The organism is Microbispora hainanensis, assembly GCF_006874475.1.
GTDB classification, from domain to species: domain Bacteria; phylum Actinomycetota; class Actinomycetes; order Streptosporangiales; family Streptosporangiaceae; genus Microbispora; species Microbispora hainanensis.
This window is the reverse complement of the sequence record NZ_VIRM01000074.1, coordinates 1-19955: the sequence shown is the minus strand read 5'-3', so window position 1 is coordinate 19955 and position 19955 is coordinate 1. Positions and strand designations below refer to the sequence as shown.

Genomic DNA, 19955 nt, shown 5'->3' with positions numbered 1-19955 from the left:
TCCAGCCGGGGTTTGCAGCGCTGAAGGTCCCGCCGGGCCAAGACCTATGACCCGAGGGCGATCGGTGGTGTGAGGCCCTTCGGCTGGGACGTTCTGCTCTGCCCTGTAGGCCGTAGCAGGTGTGTGCTTGGTGCGTCGGCATCGAGACAAGGAGGTCACGATGACCCTGATGGAGCGGAGTCCGGGCCGGCTCCTCTTCCCGGAACTGCTGGAGCTGCTGGAGAGCCCGGTCTACGGATTCCGGCCGTTCGGCCAGATCATCCGAGTGGAGGACTTCGTCGCGGACGGCCGGTACGTCCTGCGGGCGGAACTGCCCGGCATCGACCCCGACAAGGATCTGGAGGTCACCGTCACGCACGGCGTGCTCCACATCCGGGCCGAGAAGACCAAGGAGGCCAAGGACACCAAGGAACCGCGCCGCTCCGAAATCACCTACGGCGCGTTCTCCCGCTCGGTCACGCTTCCCCCGACGGCCAGGGAAGAGGACGTGACGGCCGTCTACCGAGACGGAGTCCTGGAGGTCACGGTCGGCCTGGAGGAGGAGCACAAAACGGCCGACCGCAGGATCGTCGTTCAGCACTGACCGCGAGGCAAGCCCTCGCACACCACCGAGGCCGTACGAGGCGGGCGGGGAGCCATGCGCTCCCCGCCCGTTCCCGTTGCCCCTCCGGCCCGCACATCGCCGATGACTTTGGTCCCGATGATCGATGACCTCCGCGCGCGGAGCCGAACGGCGCGGCGCGTGAGAGTGGAAGCGGACACCGACGAAGGGGGTACCGATGACGGTCACAGCGGTCCGGGAACAGGCTGCCGAGGACGTGGCGTGGCGCGGTTTCCGCGGCACGACCTGGCGCAGGCAGGTGGACGTGCGCGACTTCATCCAGGCCAACTACACGCCGCACGAGGGCGACGAGTCGTTCTTGGCAGGCCCCACCGAGCGGACTCGCGCGGTGTGGACGGAGGTGTCGGACCTGTTCGGAGAGGAGCGGCGGCGCGGCGTGTACGACGTGGACACCGCTACGCCTTCCTCGATCACCTCGCACCGGCCCGGCTACATCGACTCCGGACGTGAGCTCATCGTCGGCCTGCAGACCGACGCTCCGCTGAAGCGGGCGATCATGCCGGCGGGCGGGCTGCGGATGGTCGAGAACGGCCTGGCAGCCTACGGCTACACGCTCGACCCCCGAGTGCAGGAGATCTTCACGAAGTATCGCAAGACGCACAACGACGGCGTCTTCGACGCCTACACTCCCGAGATCCGGGCGGCCCGCCGCGCGGGGATCATCACCGGGCTGCCCGACGCGTACGGCCGGGGCCGCATCCTCGGCGACTACCGGCGCGTGGCGCTGTACGGCGTGGACCGGCTGATCGAGGCCAAGCGGGCCGAACTGCGGTCGCTCGACGGGAACTTCTCCACGGACGCGGTCATCCGCGACCGGGAGGAACTCGCCGAGCAGCTCCGCGCGCTGGACGAGCTCAAGCGGATGGCCGCCTCCTACGGTTACGACGTCTCCCACCCGGCCGGCACGGCACGCGAGGCCGTCCAGTGGCTGTACTTCGCCTACCTCGCCGCCGTCAAGGAACAGAACGGCGCGGCGATGTCGCTGGGCCGCACCTCCACCTTCGTGGACGTCTACTTGGAGCGGGACCTCGCCGAGGGCCGGCTCACCGAGCAGCAGGCCCAGGAGCTCGTCGACGATTTCGTCATCAAGCTGCGCATCGTCCGCTTCCTGCGCACCCCCGAGTACGACCAGCTGTTCTCGGGCGACCCGACCTGGGTGACCGAGTCGATCGGCGGCGTCGGCGCCGACGGCAGGCCGTTGGTTACCCGCACCAGCTACCGCTACCTGCAGACGCTGCGCAACCTCGGCCCGGCCCCGGAGCCGAACCTCACGGTGTTCTGGTCGCCCCGGCTGCCCGAGCCGTTCAAGCGGTTCTGTGCCCGGCTGTCCATCGAGACCAGCTCGATCCAGTACGAGAGCGACGAGCTGATGCGGCCGGCGTACGGCGACGACACCGCCATCGCCTGCTGCGTGTCCGCCGCTCCCGTCGGGAAGCAGATGCAGTTCTTCGGCGCCCGGGTCAACCTCGCCAAGGCCCTGCTGTACGCCGTCAACGGCGGGCGGGACGAGATCAGCGGCGAGCAGGTCGGCCCCGCCTACCCGGCGCTGACCGGCGACGTGCTCGACTACGAGGAGGTGGCGGCGGCGTTCGACCGGATGATGGACTGGCTGGCGAAGACGTACGTGGACGCGCTGAACGTCATCCACTACATGCACGACAAGTACGCCTACGAGCGCATCGAGATGGCGCTGCACGACTACCCCGTCAAGCGCACGCTCGCCTGCGGCATCGCGGGCCTGTCGGTGGCCGCCGACAGCCTGTCGGCCGTCAAGCACGCGACCGTCCGGGTGCTGCGTGACGAGAGCGGGCTGGCCGTGGACTACGTGGTCGAGGGCGACTACCCGGCGTACGGCAACAACGACGACCGTGCCGACGCGATCGCCGTGGACCTGGTCAGGTCGTTCATGGACAAGATCCGCCGCCACCCGTCCTACCGGGGCGCCGAGCACACCCAGTCGGTGCTCACCATCACCTCCAACGTGGTGTACGGCAAGCACACCGGCAACACGCCCGACGGGCGCAGGGCCGGCACGCCGTTCGCCCCCGGCGCCAACCCGATGAACGGGCGTGACCGGCACGGCCTGGTCGCCTCGGCGCTGTCGGTGGCCAAGCTCCCCTACGAACAGGCACGGGACGGCATCTCGCTGACCAGCACGGTCACCCCGGACGGGCTGGGCCGCACGGCCGAGGACCGGGTGACCGACCTGGTGGGCGTGCTCGACGGCTACTTCGACGCGGGCGGCTTCCACATGAACGTCAACGTGCTCGACCGGGCCACGCTGATCGACGCGATGGACCACCCCGAGAAGTACCCCCAGCTCACCATCCGGGTCTCCGGCTACGCCGTGAACTTCGTCCGGCTCACCCGCGAACAGCAGCAGGACGTCATCGACCGCACCTTCCACGGGCGGCTGTGATGCGCGAGCCCCTGCTGCGGGACGCCGCCGCCGAGCTTTGCCAGGCCGAGTCGGCGGCCGGCTCCGGCGTCATCGAGTCGTGGGACCTGTCGGTCGGGGTGGACGGTCCCGGTACCCGCTTCGTGGTGTTCACCTGCGGCTGCCCGCTGCGCTGCCTGTACTGCCACAACCCGGAGACCTGGCGCATGCGCGACGGCCGCCGGGTCACGGTGGACGAGGTCATGACCGAGGTGGACCGCTACCGGCGGTTCATCTCGGTCGCCGGCGGCGGGGTGACGGTCAGCGGCGGCGAGCCGCTGCTGCAGCCCCGCTTCACTGGCGAGTTGCTGCGCCGGTGCCACGACAGCGGCCTGCACACCGCACTGGACACCTCCGGCTTCCTCGGCGACCGGGCGAGCGACGCGCTGCTGGCCGGCACCGACCTCGTGCTGCTCGACATCAAGTCGTCCGACCCCGAGGGCTACCGCCGACTGACGGGAGGAAGCCTGGAGCCGACCCTGCGCTTTGCCCGTAGGCTCGCGAACCTGGGCCGCCTGGTCTGGGTGCGGTTCGTCCTGGTCCCCGGCCACACCGACGACATCGAGAACGTCGAAGGGCTGGCCCGGTTCGTCGCCACGCTCGGCAACGTCGAGCGGGTCGACGTGCTGCCCTTCCACCGCATGGCCGCTGGCAAATACGCCCGGCTCGGGCTCACCTTCCCTCTGGCCGACGTCAAGCCCCCGGACCGGGCCCTGCTGGAACGCGTGCACGCCCAGTTCGCCGCTCACGGCGTCCACAGCGTCTGACCAAGCCTGGGTGTCGGAAGCGACGACCGTCGCGGGGACCGGGGACCTTCGGCCCTCCCCGCGCAGGGCGGTCGGCGGGACGGTTGGGTCATGACGATTCCGAGCACAGAAGCCCATCCGATCCCCCGGCGGCAGGACGGCAGAAAGGACCGAGACGAGGCCACGGGTCCGATCGCACGGCTCGCCGTGCGGGAGGCCCTGCAGCAGGCGTTCACCGACGTGGTGGACGACGTACGCCTAGTGGACGTCGACGGCATGGTGCACGTCTACGTGTCCATCCGCCCCACCGCCTCCTCATGCCCGGAACACATACGCGCAACTGCCCGTGAGGCGTTCCGACGGGCCGTTCACGGCGAGCCGGTGGTGGCCCATGTGGCCGCGTCCTGCTCCACTCATGGACGTTGACGACGTCCGGCGTCGCTCCCAGTTCTGCCTGAATCGAAGCCTGATGGGAGCACGCCTGGTGTGAGCGCGGCGTCACTGGGAGGATGACCCGGGCCATGCGGTCATCACCAGCAGGGTCACGGCGGTGGCGACGCCTCCCGCTACGACCAGATCGTAGTGCGACCCGTGGTCGGGGAAGAGGGACCAGCCGACGTTCGAGGCGGCATGGCGGACGACCGCGGCGAGCACGCCTCCTCGCAGACGGCAGCGATGAGGAACACGCCGAACAGCAGCGCGACCTCGACCACCGCGAACCGCGGCTCGGGCAGTGACCGGCCCAGCAGGACCATCACCGCGTAGGAGGCGGCCATCACACCCGGCGGCAGGGTGATCGCAAGCACATACCAGCCGAGACGGGGGACGGCGCGCCAGTCCACGATGCGCTTCAGCAGCAGTTTCACGGCGCCGCGCGCCTCATGACGGCGGACTAGCGGCATCGCCGCCAGCAAGGGCAACACGCCATCAGCGTGCTTACGGGCAGGTTCGCCGACGGACGGTCGGCCAGGGTACCGGCGGACCACTCCAATCGTGATCCGCGCGGCGTCTGCCCCCCTACTGACTTCTCTGAATTAAGGATCAATCACTTAGGTGGATCGACCAGTGCGTTCATGAAGCGATCTTCGGTGCTGAGGGCTCGAAGCAGCGGGCCGGCCAGACGTCGAGTCACTGCCCGGGGAGCTTCGTTGAGCTCGGCCCAGGTGACGGTTGTGGCCTCCCGGTAATCCTCTTCGTCGTAGCGAGTCTGCGGGGTGAACAACCAATTGTTCGTGTTCCGTGACGTGTAGGCGCGCAAGCCGTTGAGGCCGGTGGCGCCGAGGCCCAGTGCCCAGTTCCCGAAGTAACCTGCCTGCTCGGCAGCAGCGCGGATCAGGGAGAGGAACCTGCGGGTGTGGCTGACGGCTCCCGAGATCAGAATCACTTGCTCACCCGCGTCGGAATCGAGGCTGGAAAACCTGCTGGTGAACAACCGCAGGCCGCCATCTTCGTGAACCTGCAGCTCGAAGGCATCCTCAGGATGAATCTCGCTGATGGGCGTGAAGATGCGGCCCTCGCCGAGGTTGCGGGTGGCCCGTGCGGCGCCGCGGCCGCGACGGAAGCCGTTGCCTGCATCATCCAGAGATGGGCTGAGGTCGGGAGCGTCTTGGAGCGCGTCGTTCACCTCGGGCGCGTAGGCGTGCTCGATGAAGGCGGCAAGCTTGGAGTTCCAGTTGGGCCCGCTTGCCAGCTCGAAGAGCATGTCGCGGCGGCCTGCCAGGGGCTGGGCGACCAGGAACAGGTGCGCCTGCTGCCGACGCTCGAGGGGGATGGGGTCGCGCTCGATCTCCCGTTGGAGCAGGTCAAGCGCGTCACGTTCGGCTGAGCGGCGGCGTTCGTGCAGACGGAGGACCTCAGCGTCGGACAGGACGATCTTGGTTTTGTCGCCCCGGCCGTAGTACTTCCCGTCGACCGTGCGGCGCGGCGGGGCTGGCCGGGATGTGGACCACGAGGTAGCCCCGGGTCGGGTCGGCGTCGCTGGGGATCGCTTCGGTGAGGATGGTCAGGGGCGGGTCGGGGATGGTGCGAGCGATCTGCTCCATTTTCTCCGCCAGCCCGTTAAGGGGTTTGTAGATCGGCGTCATCAGCGGTCTTCCCAGTCTAGGTGTTGGGCTTGAACCGAAACTATGACCGAATTTAGTCGATCACGCTGAGTGGGGATCACGGGCGGCGTTCCGGGAGGGTGGCGGCGCGGCCAGCGACCTGACGGAAGGCCGGGAGGCCGAGATTGATGGTGGTGGCCCGGCGTGTGCGTTCGTCGAGTTGCACGAGTTTGACCTTGGCGGCCGCCAGGCTGACGCGCAGCCCTTCAGCCTCGCCCAGCCAGCCTTCGGTATTCCTCGTCCGGCCGCAGCGTTCGGCGGCGGGCGATGAAGGCCCTGTGGCCGTTGATGGCCTCCTAGAGTCCTTATGTCCCAAGATGGGCTGGGCGATGTGCGGCGGTATCCCGTTCAGGATGGCTTCGGTGGTGAAGATCCTTCGGAAGTCATGGGGTTGGAACTTCAGCGGTTCGCCGAAGGCGTCGGTCAGGCCAGTCGCTTGGAGGATCTCGATGAAGGCCTTGCGGATCGTGTTCCCGGAGATGCCCGGTTCTGGCCGCCGCTGCGCCACTGGAACAGCAGCGGCAACTCCGGGTTCCAGGTCCTCTCCATGGTGTCGTAGGCGGCAACCAGTGGGATCTTGCCCGTGCTGCCGCGGATTCGCCCGCCTTAAGAGAAAGTCGGGTCGGATCAGTGGTCTCGTAGGCGTCCCTACTCTTCCGTGGAGGAAGTGCGTACGACGGCGACGGGGCACCGCGCGTGGTGCAGGGCGGCCTGGCTCACCGATCCGAGCACCACCGAGCCGATGGCACCGTGTCCGCGGGACCCGACCACGAGGAGATCGGCCTTCTCGCCGGCCTCGACGAGCACGGGGACAGGGTGCCCGCACAGAGCGCGCATCTCGGCGTTCACGTCGGGGTAGCGCTCCCGGTAGGTTGCCAGCACAGCAGCCACGTGCTGCTCCTGGGCCTGCCGCACCTCGTTGATGTCGTACGTGATTTCCGGTGCGTACGCGTGCACCGGAAGCTGCCACGCGTACAGGCCGAGCAGGCGGCAGCCACGCAGCCGTGCCTCCTCGAACGCGTAGGTCAGCGCCGCCTCCGCGTCGTCGGAGTCGTCGAGGCCGACCACGATCAGACCGTGAGGGGCCGACGATTCGGGCCGCACCACCACCAGGGGGACGGGGACCTGACCGGCGAGGTGGGTGCTGACCGAGCCGAGCAGCATGCCGGCGAACCCGCCGTGGCCTCTGCTGCCGATGACGATTTCGGCTCCGTCGGCGGCCGCCCGGCGCAGTACCTTGACCGGCTCGCCCTCCAGCAGGGCGGTGGTGACGCGGAGAGCGGGGTGGGTCTCCCGGACGGCTTGCTCGGCTTCCTCCAGGACGCGCCGTCCTGCCCAGGTGAGCTGGTCATCAGTGGGGACGGGGTAGCGGGCCAGCTCGTACGGCAGGCGGTCGATGGCGTGTACGACGCGCAGCGGCAGTCCCTTGCGTGCGGCGTCGCCGGCGGCCCACTCCACTGCGGCGGTCGCCGCAGGTGAGCCGTCAGTGGCGACGATGACGGGCTTGATCATGACTCCTCCTCGTGTCCGTTCCCATTCGACCGGCTGAGCCGAGCAGGCGCGCAGGGTCACTGGTCACCGCCGCGCGGGACCTTCCGCCCGGCTCGTCCACCGCCCAGACCGGGCGATGGGCAGCCAGGTGAGGGCGATCCGCGGTCGACGCGGACCATCCGGTCGGCCAGCGGAACCAGGACCACGAGCCCCGGCCCTCGCAGGGGCAGCAGCCGGGCCAGATGGCCGCCTCATCGGCGGAAGGCTCCGAACAGCGCCCCGATGCCGACCAGCAGGGCGATGAGCGACACCACGCTCCACAGCACGGGGTCGGCGGTGGGCGCGTTGCCGAGCAGCGGCTCGCCGGGCCAGTTGTTGGTGTAGGAGTAGCCCGTGCCGGGGCGTTCGGCCGAGGCCATCCAGGCCGTCCAGGACAGGAACGCGGTCAGCTGATGGATCTGCCGCGGCGGTGGCGACGCGACGCAGAGAGAAGACACGCCCTCTACAGGCCCCGAGGCAGGATCCGCGGCATCCGGGGTGACGCGGGGCCCGTACGGACAGGTCCAAGGTCCCTGTCCACCCAATCCGAAGGCCGGGCAATGTTGGAGTCAGCGGAAAGAGACATCGAGCACGTACCGAGGATCGAAGACAGATGTGTGAGTACTGCGGCTGCCAGGCTTTGATCGCGATCGACGAACTGACACGTGAACACGACGTCGTGGTCGACCTGATTGGAGACGCGCGCACGGCGCATGCGGCGGGTGACGTGGACACGATGGCCGCCATAGCCAGGCGAATCGCCGTGGTCCTCGGCCCGCACACCGAGGTCGAGGAGCACGGCCTGTTCCCTGCGATGGCCGTGGAGTTCCCCGATCACATCGCGGGACTGGAAGCGGAACACCGGCGCGTCGAGGCCGTCCTGGGCGAGGCCGAGCACGGCACACCTGCCGACCCCGGCTGGCCGCCCAGGCTGCTCGACATCCTGAACCTGCTGCGCGCCCACATCCTCAAAGAACAGGACGGGGTGTTCCCGGCGGCGCTGGCCTGCCTGAACACCGCAGAGTGGGAAGCCATCGAGGCGGTCCGCGCTCGAGTCGGCACGCCGGTGCAGGCCGCTGTCGGCTAGACGAAACCCCGACTCTGGACTAGACCCCCTGGTCAGGGGTCGTAGGCGATCAGGGGCCGGGTGATGGGCGGCCGATGTCGCGGTTTTGCCAGATGGCAGTGTCAGCGTCGCGCCGGCCCGCGACACCCTTCCTGAGCTCCCGTGGCTTCACCCCGATCGGCTGACCGGGGGTTGCGGTCTCAGGTAGCGATGGGGGAGAACCGGGACCGGGCGTCCCGTTCTCGGCCACAGACCGGCGAGGAGTGCGATGAGAGTCGGGTCGGCGCCGGCGACACTGACCGCGCCGCCGGCGAGCAGGCCGATCGAGACCGCCCCGTCGTGCACGAGGCGCTCTCCACCGCGAAGGCCGCTCGCCGCTCCGCCCCATTGGTGCGGGTACTGATGAGCCGACTCAGCGCGCCGATGCCGAGCGGCATGGAGAATCTCCCGATCATGACCAGGCGTCCCAGGACGACGAGAGACGACGCCGCTACGGGCAGGGCGATGAATGTCACGGCGAGGACGGCCCAACCGGTAGCCATGGTCACGAGCGCCGGCATCCGCGGGACGAGCGTCGGCGCCAGTAGGGCACCAGGTAGCGAGCCCAGACCATATCCGGTCATGCCGGCTGAGATAAGCAGTCCTGCGACCTCATCGTCGCGCCCTTGCCGACTCGCGATCGCCAACCGGCTCCGCCGCGCCGCCGAGCCCCGGCCTTCCGGGTGACCGGCAACGCCCCTCGTCGCTGATCACGGTTTTCCGCCAGTGACACCCCCGCAGACCGTGACAAGGGCAGGACTTCGGGAGGCGCGGAAGAGGAAGCGCGACCGGGCGTGGGCCGTGCGCCGTGTGACGGTGCTGTGCGAGGAACGGTGGCTCCGGTCACGATGTGGAGTCGGCGGTGATTTCGAGGCCGCGGGCTGCCACCACCTGGGCGCTGCCGTCGGCCAGGCGGTAGCACAGGCCCACGACGGCGGCCAGGCTGGCGTCGACCCGTTCGGCGAGCACCCGAGAGCGGTCCAATAGCAGGTCGACCGTGGTCTTCACGTGCTCGGCCAGGATCTCGTCGGCCTCCACGCGGCCTGCGGCCCGCGCCGCGAGCACACTGGGGGTCACACGCTCGACGACGTCCCGGACGTACCCGGACGGCACCATCCCGTCCTCCAGTGCGGCGCACGCGGCGGCGACCGCGCCGCACGAGTCATGGCCGAGGACCACCACCAGCGGGCAGTCCAGCACGTCCACCCCGTACTCGATGCTGCCCAGCACCTCCGTGCCCGTCACGTGGCCCGCGGTGCGCACCACGAACAGATCACCCAAACCACGGTCGAAGATGATCTCGGCGGCCAACCGGGAGTCGGAGCACCCGAACAGGACGGCGAACGGGCGCTGGCTCGGTGCGATCGCGGCACGGCGTGTCGCGTCCTGGTTCGGGTGCTCCGGGGCGCCCGCAACGAAGCGCTGGTTACCAGCGAGCAACAGCTCGAAGGCTTCTTCGGGAGTCGGAGTCTTGATCTCGGCCATGGCCGCAGGATAGGTCAACCCCCGGTCGTCGCGCCGCCTGGCCTTCCCCGCGCCGTCGAGGATCTCGTCGTCACCCTCAGGGACCGGGCGACCGGCCCGGTACGGCCAGCCCTCGGCACACATCGGCACTGTCCCTGCCGGTTGTAGACGCTATGGAGACGAGCTTGGACCAAAAGTCCCACGATCGCGGGCCTTCTGGACGCCCGCGGCGTGCCGTATGGCTCCTGCGGCCCGGCCGCTGATCGCGGTTTCCTTGAGGTGCCAAAGAGAAGAAGACGCAAAGATGTTGAAAGGGGCCGGTCATGGCCATCACCGAAGGGCGCAAGCAGAGGAACCACCGCCTCTACGACGCCGCTGCCACCGCCGCGGTCACCGTCCCCGCCCCCCGCACGCACGGCGAGGCGATTCCCGCCGCCACCGCCGGACCGGTTCGGTACGTGTGGGCCGCCGCCCGGATCGCGATCGGCTGGGTGTTCCTGTGGGCCTTCCTGGACAAGCTGTTCGGCTGGGGCTTCGCCACTCCCGCCGCCAAGGCGTGGATCAACGGCGGCAGCCCGACCACCGGCTTCCTGAAGGGCACCGCCGACCACACCTTCGGCGGCCTGTTCAACACCCTCGCGGGCCAGGCCTGGGTCGACTGGCTGTTCATGACCGGTCTCGCCGGCATCGGCGCCGCCCTCATTCTCGGTGTGGGCATGCGCATCGCCGCCACCACCGGCGGACTGCTCCTGCTGATGATGTGGGCCGCCGAACTGCCGCTGACCACCAACCCCTTCATGGACGAGCACATCGTCTACGCCATCGTCCTGGCGGGCCTGGCCCTGGCCGGCGCCGGCAACACCCTCGGACTCGGTAAGGCGTGGGCCGCCACCCCCCTGGTCCGTCGCTTCCCGATCCTCAAGTAGACCCATCCGCTCCGATGCCCACCCCCAGCCCCCTGGGGGTGGGCGCTGGCATGTCTGTGGTGCGAAACTTCGCACCATGATGGAGAAGGAGCCCATTTCGCTGATTCCCAGCATGCGGCTGGACGATCTGCTGGCGGAGTTGCAGTCGCGTCTGGAAGCGGTGCTGGCCACCCGGGATCGGGTGCACGCGTTGCTGGAGGCGGTCGTCTCGATCGGCAGCGACCTCGACCTGGAGGTGGTGCTGCGGCGCATCGTGGCCACCGCCACGACGCTGGTTGACGCGACGTACGGCGCGATGGGCGTGATCGGAGAGGAGAACACGCTCATCCAGTTCGTTCCGGTGGGTCTGAGCGAGGAGGAGATCGCCCGGATCGAGCATTGGCCGCACGGGCTGGGCCTGCTCGGCCTGCTGATCAAGGAACCGCAGACGCTGCGGCTGTCGGACATCTCCCAGCATCCCGAGTCCTACGGCTTCCCGCCCGGCCACCCGCCCATGGGCAGCTTCCTCGGCGTGCCGGTCCGCGTCCGCGACGAGGTGTTCGGCAACCTCTACCTGACCGAGAAGCGCGGCGGCGGGCAGTTCGACGAGGACGACGAGGCCATCGTCGTCGCCCTGGCCACCGCCGCCGGCGTGGCCGTCGAGAACGCCCGCCTGTACGAGGAGAGCCGCCGCCGCGAGACCTGGCTGCAGGCGTCCTCGGACATCACCACCCGGCTGTTGTCGGGCGGTGAACCGCAGGAGGTCCTCACGCTGATCGCCCGGCGCGCGCGCGAGATGGCCGACGCCGACGCCGTAGCGATCCTGCTGCCCGACCGTGGCCGCGAGGTCCTGCGCGTCGCGCTGCAGGATGGCGCGCCGACCGAGGACGGGCCGGGTGTCCGGCTCGTCGGCGCCGAGGTCGCGGTCGAAGACTCGCTCGCCGGCCGGGCGTTCCACAGCGGTGAGCCGCTGGCGTTGGACGATCTCGACCACAGCCAGGTGCATCTCATCTGGGCCGACGACCCTCCGGTAGGACCGGCGGCGGCCGTGCCGCTGGGCGCGGCCGAGGCCGTACGCGGGGTGCTGGCCCTGGTCAAACGCTCGGGACGGATGCCGTTCAGCCAGTCGGAGCTGCGGACGCTGCACGCCTTCGCCGGTCAGGCGGCCGTCGCGCTGGAGCTGGCCGAGATTCGCCGCGACGCCGAACGGCTCGGCCTGCTGGAAGACCGCGACCGCATCGCCAAGGACCTGCACGACGTGGTCATCCAGCGCCTGTTCGCGGTGGCCATGACGCTGATGAGCGCGGTACGCCTGGTCGAGCGGCCGGAGGCGTCCTCCCGGCTGCAGACCGCCATCGACGAGCTGGACACCACCATCCGGCAGATCCGCTCGACCATCTTCGCCCTGCAGACCCCGCGCGAGGACGCCTCGCCCAGCCTGCGCGCCCAGGTCGTCGACCTGGTGGAAGGCGCCCGGGGGCACCTGGGCTTCATGCCTGGCCTGAGCCTGGAGGGCCCGCTCGACAACGACGTACCCGCCGAGATCGCGGAACACCTGCTCGCCGTCCTGCGCGAGGCCCTGTCGAACCTCGTCCGCCATGCCAAGGCGACCCGCGCCGACGTCGCCGTCCAGGCCGGGGACGGGCGGCTGACCCTCGTGGTGGAGGACAACGGCGTCGGCATCCCGGCCGAGGGCCGCCGCAGCGGCCTGCGCAACCTCGCCGACCGCGCCGATCGACTCGGCGGCGCCTTCACCCTCACCACCCTCGATGCTGGCGGCACTCGCCTAGAGTGGACCGTCCCGCTGGGCTGATCTCCTCGTCACTCCTGGCGTTCGGCTTTGAGGCGGGCAGCGAGCGCGGCGGCCTGGGTGCGGCGCTGCATGTCGAGCTTGCTCAGCAGGTTGGACACGTAGTTCTTGACCGTCTTCTCGGCCAGGAACATCCGCTCGCCGATCTGGCGGTTGGTCAGGCCCTCGCCGATCAGCTCGAGGATCTGCCGCTCCTGGTCCGACAGCGCGGCCAGCGGGTCCTTCTTCGTGGCCTGGTCGCGCAGCCGGTGCAGCATGGCCGCGGTGGTCTGCGGGTCGAGCAGCGACTGCCCGCCGGCCACCGTGCGCACCGCGCCGACCAGGTCCGAGCCGTGGATCTGCTTGAGCACGTAACCGGCAGCCCCGGCCATGACCGAGTTGAACAGCGCCTCGTCGTCGGCGTAGGAGGTCAGCATCAGGCACGCCAGGCCGGGCAGCTTCGAGCGCACCTCACGGCAGACGTCCACCCCGCTGCCGCCGGGCAGGCGCACGTCGAGCACCGCCACGTCGGGCTTCAGCGCGGGGATGCGGGCCACGGCCGACTCGGCCGTCCCCGCCTCGCCGACGACCTCGATGTCGTCCTCGGCGTCCAGCAACGCCGCCACTCCACGCCGTACGACCTCGTGGTCGTCCACCAGGAACACGCGAATCATGCCCATACGGTAAGCCCCTGTGGTCCGCGCACGCATCAGGGCGGGCCACAGTACAGGGCCCGGCGAGACCTCACCGTGGCCGCCGAACCCACTGGCTCTCAGAGGGCATCTGATCCTGTTTTGTGTGCTGCGGAAGCAGGTCCGGTTGAGCAAGGGGCGCAAGCCGGTCCCCAGTGCGGTGATTATCGACGCGCAGAGCGTGAAGACCTCCGGTAACGTCGGCGAGTCCAGCTAGGGCTTGAGGCCAGCAAGAAGATCAAGGGCCGCAAACGGCACATCGCCACGGACACGCTGGGCCTGGTGCTGGCAGCGCACCGTCTCGACGGCCTGGGTTGATGTGAAGACGACCGGGCTGGGCCGCTCGCGAGGCGGGCTGACCGCGCCAACCGGGCCTACCTGCGCCGACGCCGTATCCGCGCGGTGATTGCGGAAAAGGCCGAGCAGGCGGCCAATCGCAAGAAACGCGGGCCCCGTGGCGGCCGCCCGGTCAGCCACGATTCACAACTGTACAAGGGAAGTAACATAGCCGAGCGCTGCATCAATCGAATCAAGGAGTGGCGTGGTTTGGCCGTCCGCTTCGATAACACCCTCGAGAGCTATCTCGCCGGCCTCTGCGTATGAGGTGCCATCTTGTGGATTCCAATACTCCTGGCTCGACGATCCGCACTCCGTACAGGCCCTAGGCAATGGTACTCATCCTCTCCGCCGCGTCGCCGAAATTCTCGGTGCGAGTTACGGTAGAAAGAGCCAAGAGAACGCCCCACGCGGCGACCAATATCGCGGCCGCTGAGTTCCACCAGTTCGGTGTCAGCCAGGGGAAAGAGCCGACGATGAATGCGGCTGCGGCAAAGATGCCGACAGCCCGCCCGATTAGTCCGGCGCGTGTCGACCAGCTGAGCGCGACCGCAGCAACGGCGAAACCGAGGAACGCCAGATGCAGGGCACCGAACGTCCAACTAACGACCAGTGCTAGAACCTCGGCCGACAGTTGAATCTCAAAAACCGAATAGACCAGACGCCCCACCGCGAGCAGTAGGACGACGAGGGCGACGAGGGCGGCCACGAGAGCGGTCACTCCCACGTTGATACGCGCCGACGGTTCGACCTTGCGCGGGCCGAAGATGCCGCGGGCACCGGCTCCCCAGCAGATGACCGCGAGGAACAGCAGTTCGTCGCTCCATGACAGTAGCGAGTGACCGCGTTCGACCCACGCCGTCGTTGCGACCGCCTCGGAAGGCGCGCTAGGTAGCAGCGACAACAGCAGAAGGGCGACGCCGGTGAGGAGCGCCCCAACGATCATCAGCCAGCGGTGCACCCGTAAGTCAATCGCTTGGTGTGACGTCGTGTCTCGTACCATCGGGCCGCCTATCGTTCCTGTCATCCGTTCACCGTGCCCTGCGCCCTCTGCCCCGCTACTTTGAGGAACGCCCGTAGTAGGCGGCGCGCATCAGCGCCTGCATGTCCTCGAGCATCGGCATGCGGGGGTTGGCCGGCGCGCACTGGTCCTCGTAGGCGTTGAGCGCCTGCTGCGGGAGCGCGTCGAGGAACGCCTTCTCGTCGACGCCGGCGTCCTGGAAGGACCGCTCGATCCCGACCGCGTCGCGCAGGCGCTCGATTGCCGCGGCCAGCGACTCGACTCCCTCGGCCGGCGTGGCCGCGGGCAGGCCCAGCGTCTGGGCGATCTCCTGGAACCGCTCGGGGGCGTGGTAGTCCTCATACTTGGGCCATCCGGACAGCTTCGACGGGACGGTGCCGTTGTAGCGGATGACGTGCGGCAGCAGGATGGCGTTCGTACGACCGTGGGCCACGTGGAAGGTGGCGCCGAGCGTGTGGGACATGGCGTGCACGATCCCGAGGAAGGCGTTGCCGAAGGCCATGCCGGCGATCGTGCCGGCGTTGTGCATCTTCTCCCTGGCCTCCGGGTCGGCGCCGCCGCGGGTGACCGCGCGCTCCAGATACCGGAAGATGATCCTGATGGCGTGCAGGGCCGGGCCGTCGGTGAAGTCGTTGGCGTACACCGAGACGTACGACTCGACGGCGTGGGTGAGGGCGTCGAAGCCGCTGTCGGCGGTGACCACCCTGGGCAGGTCGGCGGCGAGGACCGGGTCCACGATCGCGACGCTCGGAGTGAGCGCGTAGTCGGCCAGCGGATACTTCTTGCCCGTCGCGGTGTCGGTGATGACGGCGAACGGCGTGACCTCCGCACCTGTGCCCGAGGTGGTCGGCACGCACACGAGCCGGGCGCGCTCGCCCAGCGTGGGGAAGCGGAAGGCGCGCTTGCGGATGTCGAAGAACTTCTCCTTCATGTCCGCGAAGACGACCTCGGGGTGTTCGTAGCGCAGCCACATGACCTTGGCCGCGTCCATCACCGAGCCGCCGCCGAGGGCGACGATGGTGTCGGGCCGGAAGCCGCGCATGAGGTCGGCGCCCTTGTCTACGGTCGCCACGCTCGGCTCGGGCTCGACGTCATCGATGATCTGCAGGGCCACCCGCTCGCCGCGCCGCCGGAGCACGTCGGTGACGCGGTCGACGTACCCCAGCCGGGTCATCACGGCGTCGGCGACGATCGTGACGCGGTGCACGTCCGGCATGTCCACGAGGTAGCGGATCGCGTTGGGCTCGAAGTAGATCTTCGCCGGGACTTTGAACCACTGCAGGTTGTTGTTGCGCCGCCCGATCCGCTTGATGTTGATCAGGTTGACCGCCGAGACGTTGTTCGACACCGAGTTGTGCCCGTAGCTGCCGCATCCCAGGGTCAGCGAGGGCAGGAACGCGTTGTACATGTCGCCGATGCCGCCCTGGGAGGCGGGGGCGTTCCAGATCACCCGCACGGCCTTGACCCTGGTGCCGTACCTTTCGGCGAGGCCGGCGTCCTCGGTGTGGATGACGGCGCTGTGCCCGAGGCCGTCGAACTCGACCATGCGCTCGGCGAGGGTCAGGCCCTCCTCCCGGGTGCGGGCCCGCAGCACGGCGAGCACCGGGCACAGCTTTTCCCTGGTCAGCGGCTCGTTCGGACCGACCTCGTCCACGGGCACGAGGATCAGAGAGGTGTCCGGCGGCACGGCGAACCCGGCGTGCTCGGCGATCCAGTGCGGGGACCGCCCGACGACGTCGGGGTTGAGCCCCGCCTCGGAGCAGGAGACGCCGCGGGCCGCCACCCCGAACACGAACTCCTCCAGCTTCGCCTTGTCCTCCGGCGTCGCGACGTAGGCGTGCAGCCGGGCGAACTCGGTCAGCGCGGCGTCGTAGATCTCCTCGTCGAGGATGACGGCCTGCTCCGAGGCGCAGATCATGCCGTTGTCGAACGTCTTGGACAGCACGACGTCATGCACCGCCCGCCGCAGCTTGGCCGTCCGCTCGATATAGGCGGGGACGTTGCCCGCCCCGACGCCCAGGGCCGGCTTGCCCGCCGAGTACGCCGCCCTGACCATGGCGTTCCCGCCGGTGGCGAGGATGACCGACACGCCTTCGTGGCGCATCAGCGCGCCGGTCGCCTCCAGGGAGGGCTCCTCGATCCACTGAACGCACTGCTCCGGAGCGCCGGCCGCCACGGCGGCGTCACGGACGATCCTGGCCGCCTCGGCGCTGCAGCGCTGGGCCGCAGGGTGGAACGCGAACACGATGGGGTTGCGGGTCTTCAGCGCCAGCAGCGCCTTGAAAATCGTGGTGGACGTGGGGTTGGTGACCGGCGTGACGCCGCAGACCACCCCCACGGGGTCGGCGATCTCGACGATGCCGTTGATCTCGTCGCGGGAGACGACGCCGACCGTCTTGAGCTCGGCCATGCTGTGGGTCACGTGCTCGCAGGCGAAGATGTTCTTGACCGCCTTGTCCTCGAACAGGCCGCGGCCGGTCTCCTCGACCGCCAGACGGGCGAGCGTCGCGTGCCGGTCCAGCGCGGCGACGGACGCCTTCTTGACGATGTGGTCGACCTGCTCCTGGGTGAAGGACTCGTACTCGGTGAGCGCCTTCAGCGCGCCGGTCACCAGCGTGTCGATCGCGGCGTGCACGCCGTCGGCCAGGGGGGCGGGCAGGACGGCTCCGGTCGGGGAGTCGGTCATCTCGATCACCTCGTGGGGCTCGGTCGGCGGGCTTGTCACCTTCATCCTTCTGAGGCCGGGCGCGCCCGCACCGCTGCGCAAGGACCCCGTCCCCCAGGACCAAGGTCATCGGATCCTGCGGCCGCCGGCCGGGTGCGTCAGTTCGGCCCCTCGTCCGCGAGAAACGGCTTCCCCGCCCGTGATGCGGGTGCATCGGCTTGCGACTGCCGGCAGGAAGCCGGACAAGGGCGATCAGTCCCTCGGCCCAGCGACGGAAGTCCTCCTCTGCCGGACCCACCGGCCCTGTCATGGACCGGCACGGTCGAAAAGACTTGCAACGTGAACACGACATTCGATGTTGACGCGGTTCTGGTGGAAACCGGCGGAAACCTCCCCGCTGGGGCTGTCACCGAGGCGCGTGAGCGCCTCGCAGCGCTGGCGCGCTTTACCAGCAGGCCAATCCTGGCGGCCCGGGTCAGACTGGTCTACTCGCTCAAGCCCGCGCCCGAAGACCGCTGCGCGGCGCGGGCCATGCTCGACGTCAACGGCCATCCGCTGCACGCCCACGCCGTGGCGGCGACGATGCAGGGGGCCATCGCCGAGATCCAGGACAGACTCCGAGTCGAGCTGGGACGGCTGCGAAAGCGGACCCACTAGGCGAGGCCGGCGGCCCGGCGCACAGGTGTCCCCGTGGACACGCCGGGCCGCCCACCTTTCGTGCGGTGTCTCGGCGTGACGACAGCAAAGACGTCCATAAAGAAGGTGCGCCGTGAATTCTCCCCTTGCTACTGAACTCGCCTTCCACCGGCTGCTTACCGCTGTAGGGCAGGCGCCCTCGGTGCTCAACACCCAGCCCTGGCGCCTCAAGGCAGTCCGCGGAGAGTTCGCCGAGCTGCTGGCCGACCCCGATCGTCGGCTCCGGATCAGCGACCCCCGCGGGCGGTCGCTGCACATCAGCTGTGGTGCCGCCCTGTTCAACCTCCGGCTCGCCGTACGGACGGCCAGCCATCGGCCGATGATCTGGCTACTGCCGAACAAGGCAGAGGAACCCCGACTCCTGGCCGCCGTACGCATGTCGGCGTCCGAGCCGGCCCCTTTGCCGACTCGCGAACTCTACGAATGCATCGGCCTGCGCCGGACCAACCGGGAGCCGTTCAGCGAGCGACGGGTTCCCGAGCATGTGCTCACCGACCTGCGCCAGGCCGCCGCCCGTGAAGGGGCCGGCCTGGTGGTGCTCGACCGCAGCGCCTCTGCGGACCTGCTGGAGTACGTCGCCATCGCCGACGAAGAGCTCTCCAAGGACGGCGACTACCAGGCCGAGCTGCGGGCGTGGACGATGAGCGGAAGCCGCCACGATGGTCTGCCCTCCTACGTGCAGGGGCCCGGCTGCGCCGACGATCCGGCACCGGTCCGCGACTTCGGGACGCACAGGGGGCCTGGGCCGGTCCACTTCGAGTCCCGTCCCCAGCTGGCGGTGCTCACCACCGCGGGCGACAGCCCCGCCTTCTGGCTGCGCGCCGGTCAAGCGTTGCAACGCGTGTTGCTGACCGCGGCCGCCTACGGAGTCTCGGCGTCGTTTCTCAACCAGCCGCTCGACCTGCGCGACATGCGCCGACGCAGCGATCCGCGCCACCGGTGCGGTCACCCTCAGATGATTGTCCGGCTGGGATACGGTCCCGTGGTCCCCCGAGCGCCCCGCCGCCCCGTGGCCGGGCTGCAGGAAACCGTCTCGGCCTGGCGCACCCATCCGCGCAGTGCCTCGCGGTGGACGCCGAGCTGATCGGCTACCCTGGCGATCGCGCCGGGGGCGCCGTCGGTCTGCCGGCAGACCTCGAACACCATCCGGACCGCGCGCTCACGAAGCTCTTGGGGGTACTTCCTCGGGGCTGGCATCGTGTCGTCGTTCTCCCTTCCGCCAGCAGATGATGCTGGCTTCAGGGCCTCCACGAAAGTCGGAGTGGTTCACAGGCATGCTCCGCAACAGCCGCAGCAGCGTCGAGCGGCTGACCGTACAGGCCAGGCGGGCGGTATGACGGGCACCGGGACGACCGCCCAGGGCCAGCGCCACCGTCCGCAGCATGGACAGCAGCCCGGATGCGCGTCGGCGGTGCCTGCTGGTGAGGCCGGGAACCTGCTCGGCGAAGGTCCGCTTGGCGCAGGCGGTGTTGTCGCAGAAGAAGCGGCGCACCCGCATCTGGAGCAGCACCTCCTGCCCGGCCACCGGCAGATCCGCCAGGCTCCGCTCATAACGACTATGAACCCGCATCGGCTCGCATCCACAGGCCGGACATTCGCCCTTCGGCTCCATCGTTGCGGTCTTCACTCGCACGGTCGCGCCCATTCGATGCACCCGCTCGATACGAACGGCGGCAAGATGCGGAAACACGACCGCCGACAGCTCCATGATCGACACAGAGCAGTGTCCGGGCATCGCCAGCAGCACGCGTCCGACTCAACATGATTGTGATCTTGGAAGTGCGCCGATCACGGAAAGTGGGTCAGATCCAGAACCATATGGCCGTTGACACCTTGGATGCCTGC

Annotated in this window: 20 protein-coding genes and 3 pseudogenes; 11 read left to right on the top strand and 12 right to left on the bottom strand. The window is 69.1% G+C overall.

Annotation, left to right across the window (positions count from 1 at the left end; all coding sequences use genetic code 11):
* Window positions 1-160: 160 nt before the first annotated feature.
* The 4 genes from FLX08_RS36920 to FLX08_RS36905 all read left to right on the top strand — a co-directional run bounded on the left by FLX08_RS36920 (window position 161) and on the right by FLX08_RS36905 (window position 4231).
* Window positions 161-583 carry an Hsp20/alpha crystallin family protein gene (locus FLX08_RS36920; protein WP_142624907.1) on the top strand — a complete coding sequence of 141 codons (423 nt, stop codon included), beginning with the start codon at window positions 161-163 and terminating at the stop codon, window positions 581-583.
* Between the two features lie 196 nt (window positions 584-779).
* On the top strand, window positions 780-3041 hold the full coding sequence (pflB, locus tag FLX08_RS36915; RefSeq protein ID WP_142624906.1) for a formate C-acetyltransferase: 2262 nt from the start codon (window positions 780-782) through the stop codon (window positions 3039-3041).
* Complete coding sequence (gene pflA / locus FLX08_RS36910; protein WP_142624905.1) at window positions 3041-3826, top strand: pyruvate formate-lyase-activating protein; 786 nt, start codon at window positions 3041-3043, stop codon at window positions 3824-3826. Before pflB ends, pflA begins: the two co-directional genes overlap by 1 nt.
* A gap of 90 nt (window positions 3827-3916) precedes the next feature.
* Entirely contained in the window at window positions 3917-4231 is a 315-nt protein-coding gene (locus FLX08_RS36905; protein WP_142624904.1) for a hypothetical protein, read from the top strand.
* Between the two features lie 140 nt (window positions 4232-4371).
* Here FLX08_RS36905 and FLX08_RS36900 read toward each other — a convergent pair whose 3' ends face one another.
* The 6 genes from FLX08_RS36900 to FLX08_RS36875 all read right to left on the bottom strand — a co-directional run bounded on the left by FLX08_RS36900 (window position 4372) and on the right by FLX08_RS36875 (window position 7895).
* Window positions 4372-4671, bottom strand: coding sequence for a hypothetical protein (locus FLX08_RS36900; protein WP_142624903.1), 300 nt, complete (start codon window positions 4669-4671; stop codon window positions 4372-4374).
* A gap of 179 nt (window positions 4672-4850) precedes the next feature.
* Window positions 4851-5507 carry a hypothetical protein gene (locus FLX08_RS36895; protein ID WP_142624902.1) on the bottom strand — a complete coding sequence of 219 codons (657 nt, stop codon included), beginning with the start codon at window positions 5505-5507 and terminating at the stop codon, window positions 4851-4853.
* A 151-nt stretch (window positions 5508-5658) separates the two neighbouring features.
* Entirely contained in the window at window positions 5659-5889 is a 231-nt protein-coding gene (locus tag FLX08_RS36890; protein ID WP_142624901.1) for a hypothetical protein, read from the bottom strand.
* Window positions 5890-5965: 76 nt separating this feature from the next.
* The gene (locus tag FLX08_RS36885; protein WP_208761903.1) at window positions 5966-6415 is read right to left on the bottom strand and encodes a tyrosine-type recombinase/integrase; all 450 of its coding nucleotides are present in this window, start codon (window positions 6413-6415) and stop codon (window positions 5966-5968) included.
* 140 nt (window positions 6416-6555) lie between these two features.
* Window positions 6556-7419: a universal stress protein gene (locus tag FLX08_RS36880; protein ID WP_142624900.1), complete on the bottom strand. Its 864-nt coding sequence runs from the start codon at window positions 7417-7419 to the stop codon at window positions 6556-6558.
* A gap of 230 nt (window positions 7420-7649) precedes the next feature.
* Window positions 7650-7895: a hypothetical protein gene (locus tag FLX08_RS36875; protein ID WP_142624899.1), complete on the bottom strand. Its 246-nt coding sequence runs from the start codon at window positions 7893-7895 to the stop codon at window positions 7650-7652.
* A gap of 182 nt (window positions 7896-8077) precedes the next feature.
* On the opposite strand from FLX08_RS36875, the gene FLX08_RS36870 reads away from it, so the two are divergent.
* On the top strand, window positions 8078-8524 hold the full coding sequence (locus FLX08_RS36870; RefSeq protein WP_208761902.1) for a hemerythrin domain-containing protein: 447 nt from the start codon (window positions 8078-8080) through the stop codon (window positions 8522-8524).
* Window positions 8525-9385: 861 nt separating this feature from the next.
* Here the strand turns inward: FLX08_RS36870 and FLX08_RS36865 are convergent.
* Window positions 9386-10027 carry a carbonic anhydrase gene (locus FLX08_RS36865; RefSeq protein WP_142624897.1) on the bottom strand — a complete coding sequence of 214 codons (642 nt, stop codon included), beginning with the start codon at window positions 10025-10027 and terminating at the stop codon, window positions 9386-9388.
* Window positions 10028-10329: 302 nt separating this feature from the next.
* On the opposite strand from FLX08_RS36865, the gene FLX08_RS36860 reads away from it, so the two are divergent.
* Window positions 10330-10932, top strand: a complete 603-nt coding sequence (locus tag FLX08_RS36860) for a hypothetical protein (protein ID WP_244313154.1) — start codon at window positions 10330-10332, stop codon at window positions 10930-10932.
* Between the two features lie 76 nt (window positions 10933-11008).
* Window positions 11009-12724: a sensor histidine kinase gene (locus FLX08_RS36855; protein WP_142624896.1), complete on the top strand. Its 1716-nt coding sequence runs from the start codon at window positions 11009-11011 to the stop codon at window positions 12722-12724.
* Between the two features lie 8 nt (window positions 12725-12732).
* Here the strand turns inward: FLX08_RS36855 and FLX08_RS36850 are convergent, their stop codons facing one another.
* Window positions 12733-13374 (bottom strand): response regulator transcription factor, encoded by a 642-nt coding sequence (locus tag FLX08_RS36850; RefSeq protein ID WP_142624895.1) that lies wholly within the window; start codon window positions 13372-13374, stop codon window positions 12733-12735.
* 142 nt (window positions 13375-13516) lie between these two features.
* On the opposite strand from FLX08_RS36850, the pseudogene FLX08_RS36845 reads away from it, so the two are divergent.
* Window positions 13517-13686: pseudogene (locus tag FLX08_RS36845) on the top strand (transposase); the annotation flags it as partial.
* 60 nt (window positions 13687-13746) lie between these two features.
* A pseudogene (locus tag FLX08_RS36840) lies at window positions 13747-13995 on the top strand (IS5-like element ISMt1 family transposase); the annotation flags it as partial.
* Between the two features lie 58 nt (window positions 13996-14053).
* Here FLX08_RS36840 and FLX08_RS36835 read toward each other — a convergent pair.
* Window positions 14054-14689: a hypothetical protein gene (locus FLX08_RS36835; protein WP_142624894.1), complete on the bottom strand. Its 636-nt coding sequence runs from the start codon at window positions 14687-14689 to the stop codon at window positions 14054-14056.
* A gap of 97 nt (window positions 14690-14786) precedes the next feature.
* Window positions 14787-17474, bottom strand: a complete 2688-nt coding sequence (adhE, locus tag FLX08_RS36830; RefSeq protein ID WP_244313153.1) for a bifunctional acetaldehyde-CoA/alcohol dehydrogenase — start codon at window positions 17472-17474, stop codon at window positions 14787-14789.
* Between the two features lie 279 nt (window positions 17475-17753).
* Here adhE and FLX08_RS36825 point away from each other — a divergent pair, with 279 nt between their 5' ends.
* A complete protein-coding gene (locus tag FLX08_RS36825; RefSeq protein WP_142624893.1) occupies window positions 17754-18071 on the top strand; it encodes a hypothetical protein in 318 nt (105 codons plus the stop codon).
* A gap of 112 nt (window positions 18072-18183) precedes the next feature.
* A complete protein-coding gene (locus FLX08_RS36820) occupies window positions 18184-19194 on the top strand; it encodes an Acg family FMN-binding oxidoreductase (RefSeq protein WP_142624892.1) in 1011 nt (336 codons plus the stop codon).
* On the opposite strand, the pseudogene FLX08_RS43550 reads toward FLX08_RS36820, so the two are convergent.
* Together FLX08_RS43550 and FLX08_RS36810 are read right to left on the bottom strand one after the other, a co-directional pair.
* Window positions 19185-19256, bottom strand: a pseudogene (locus FLX08_RS43550) (hypothetical protein); the annotation flags it as partial. The gene FLX08_RS36820 and the pseudogene FLX08_RS43550 overlap by 10 nt on opposite strands.
* A gap of 13 nt (window positions 19257-19269) precedes the next feature.
* Window positions 19270-19857, bottom strand: a complete 588-nt coding sequence (locus FLX08_RS36810) for a transposase family protein (RefSeq protein ID WP_142624890.1) — start codon at window positions 19855-19857, stop codon at window positions 19270-19272.
* Between the last annotated feature and the right edge of the window lie 98 nt (window positions 19858-19955).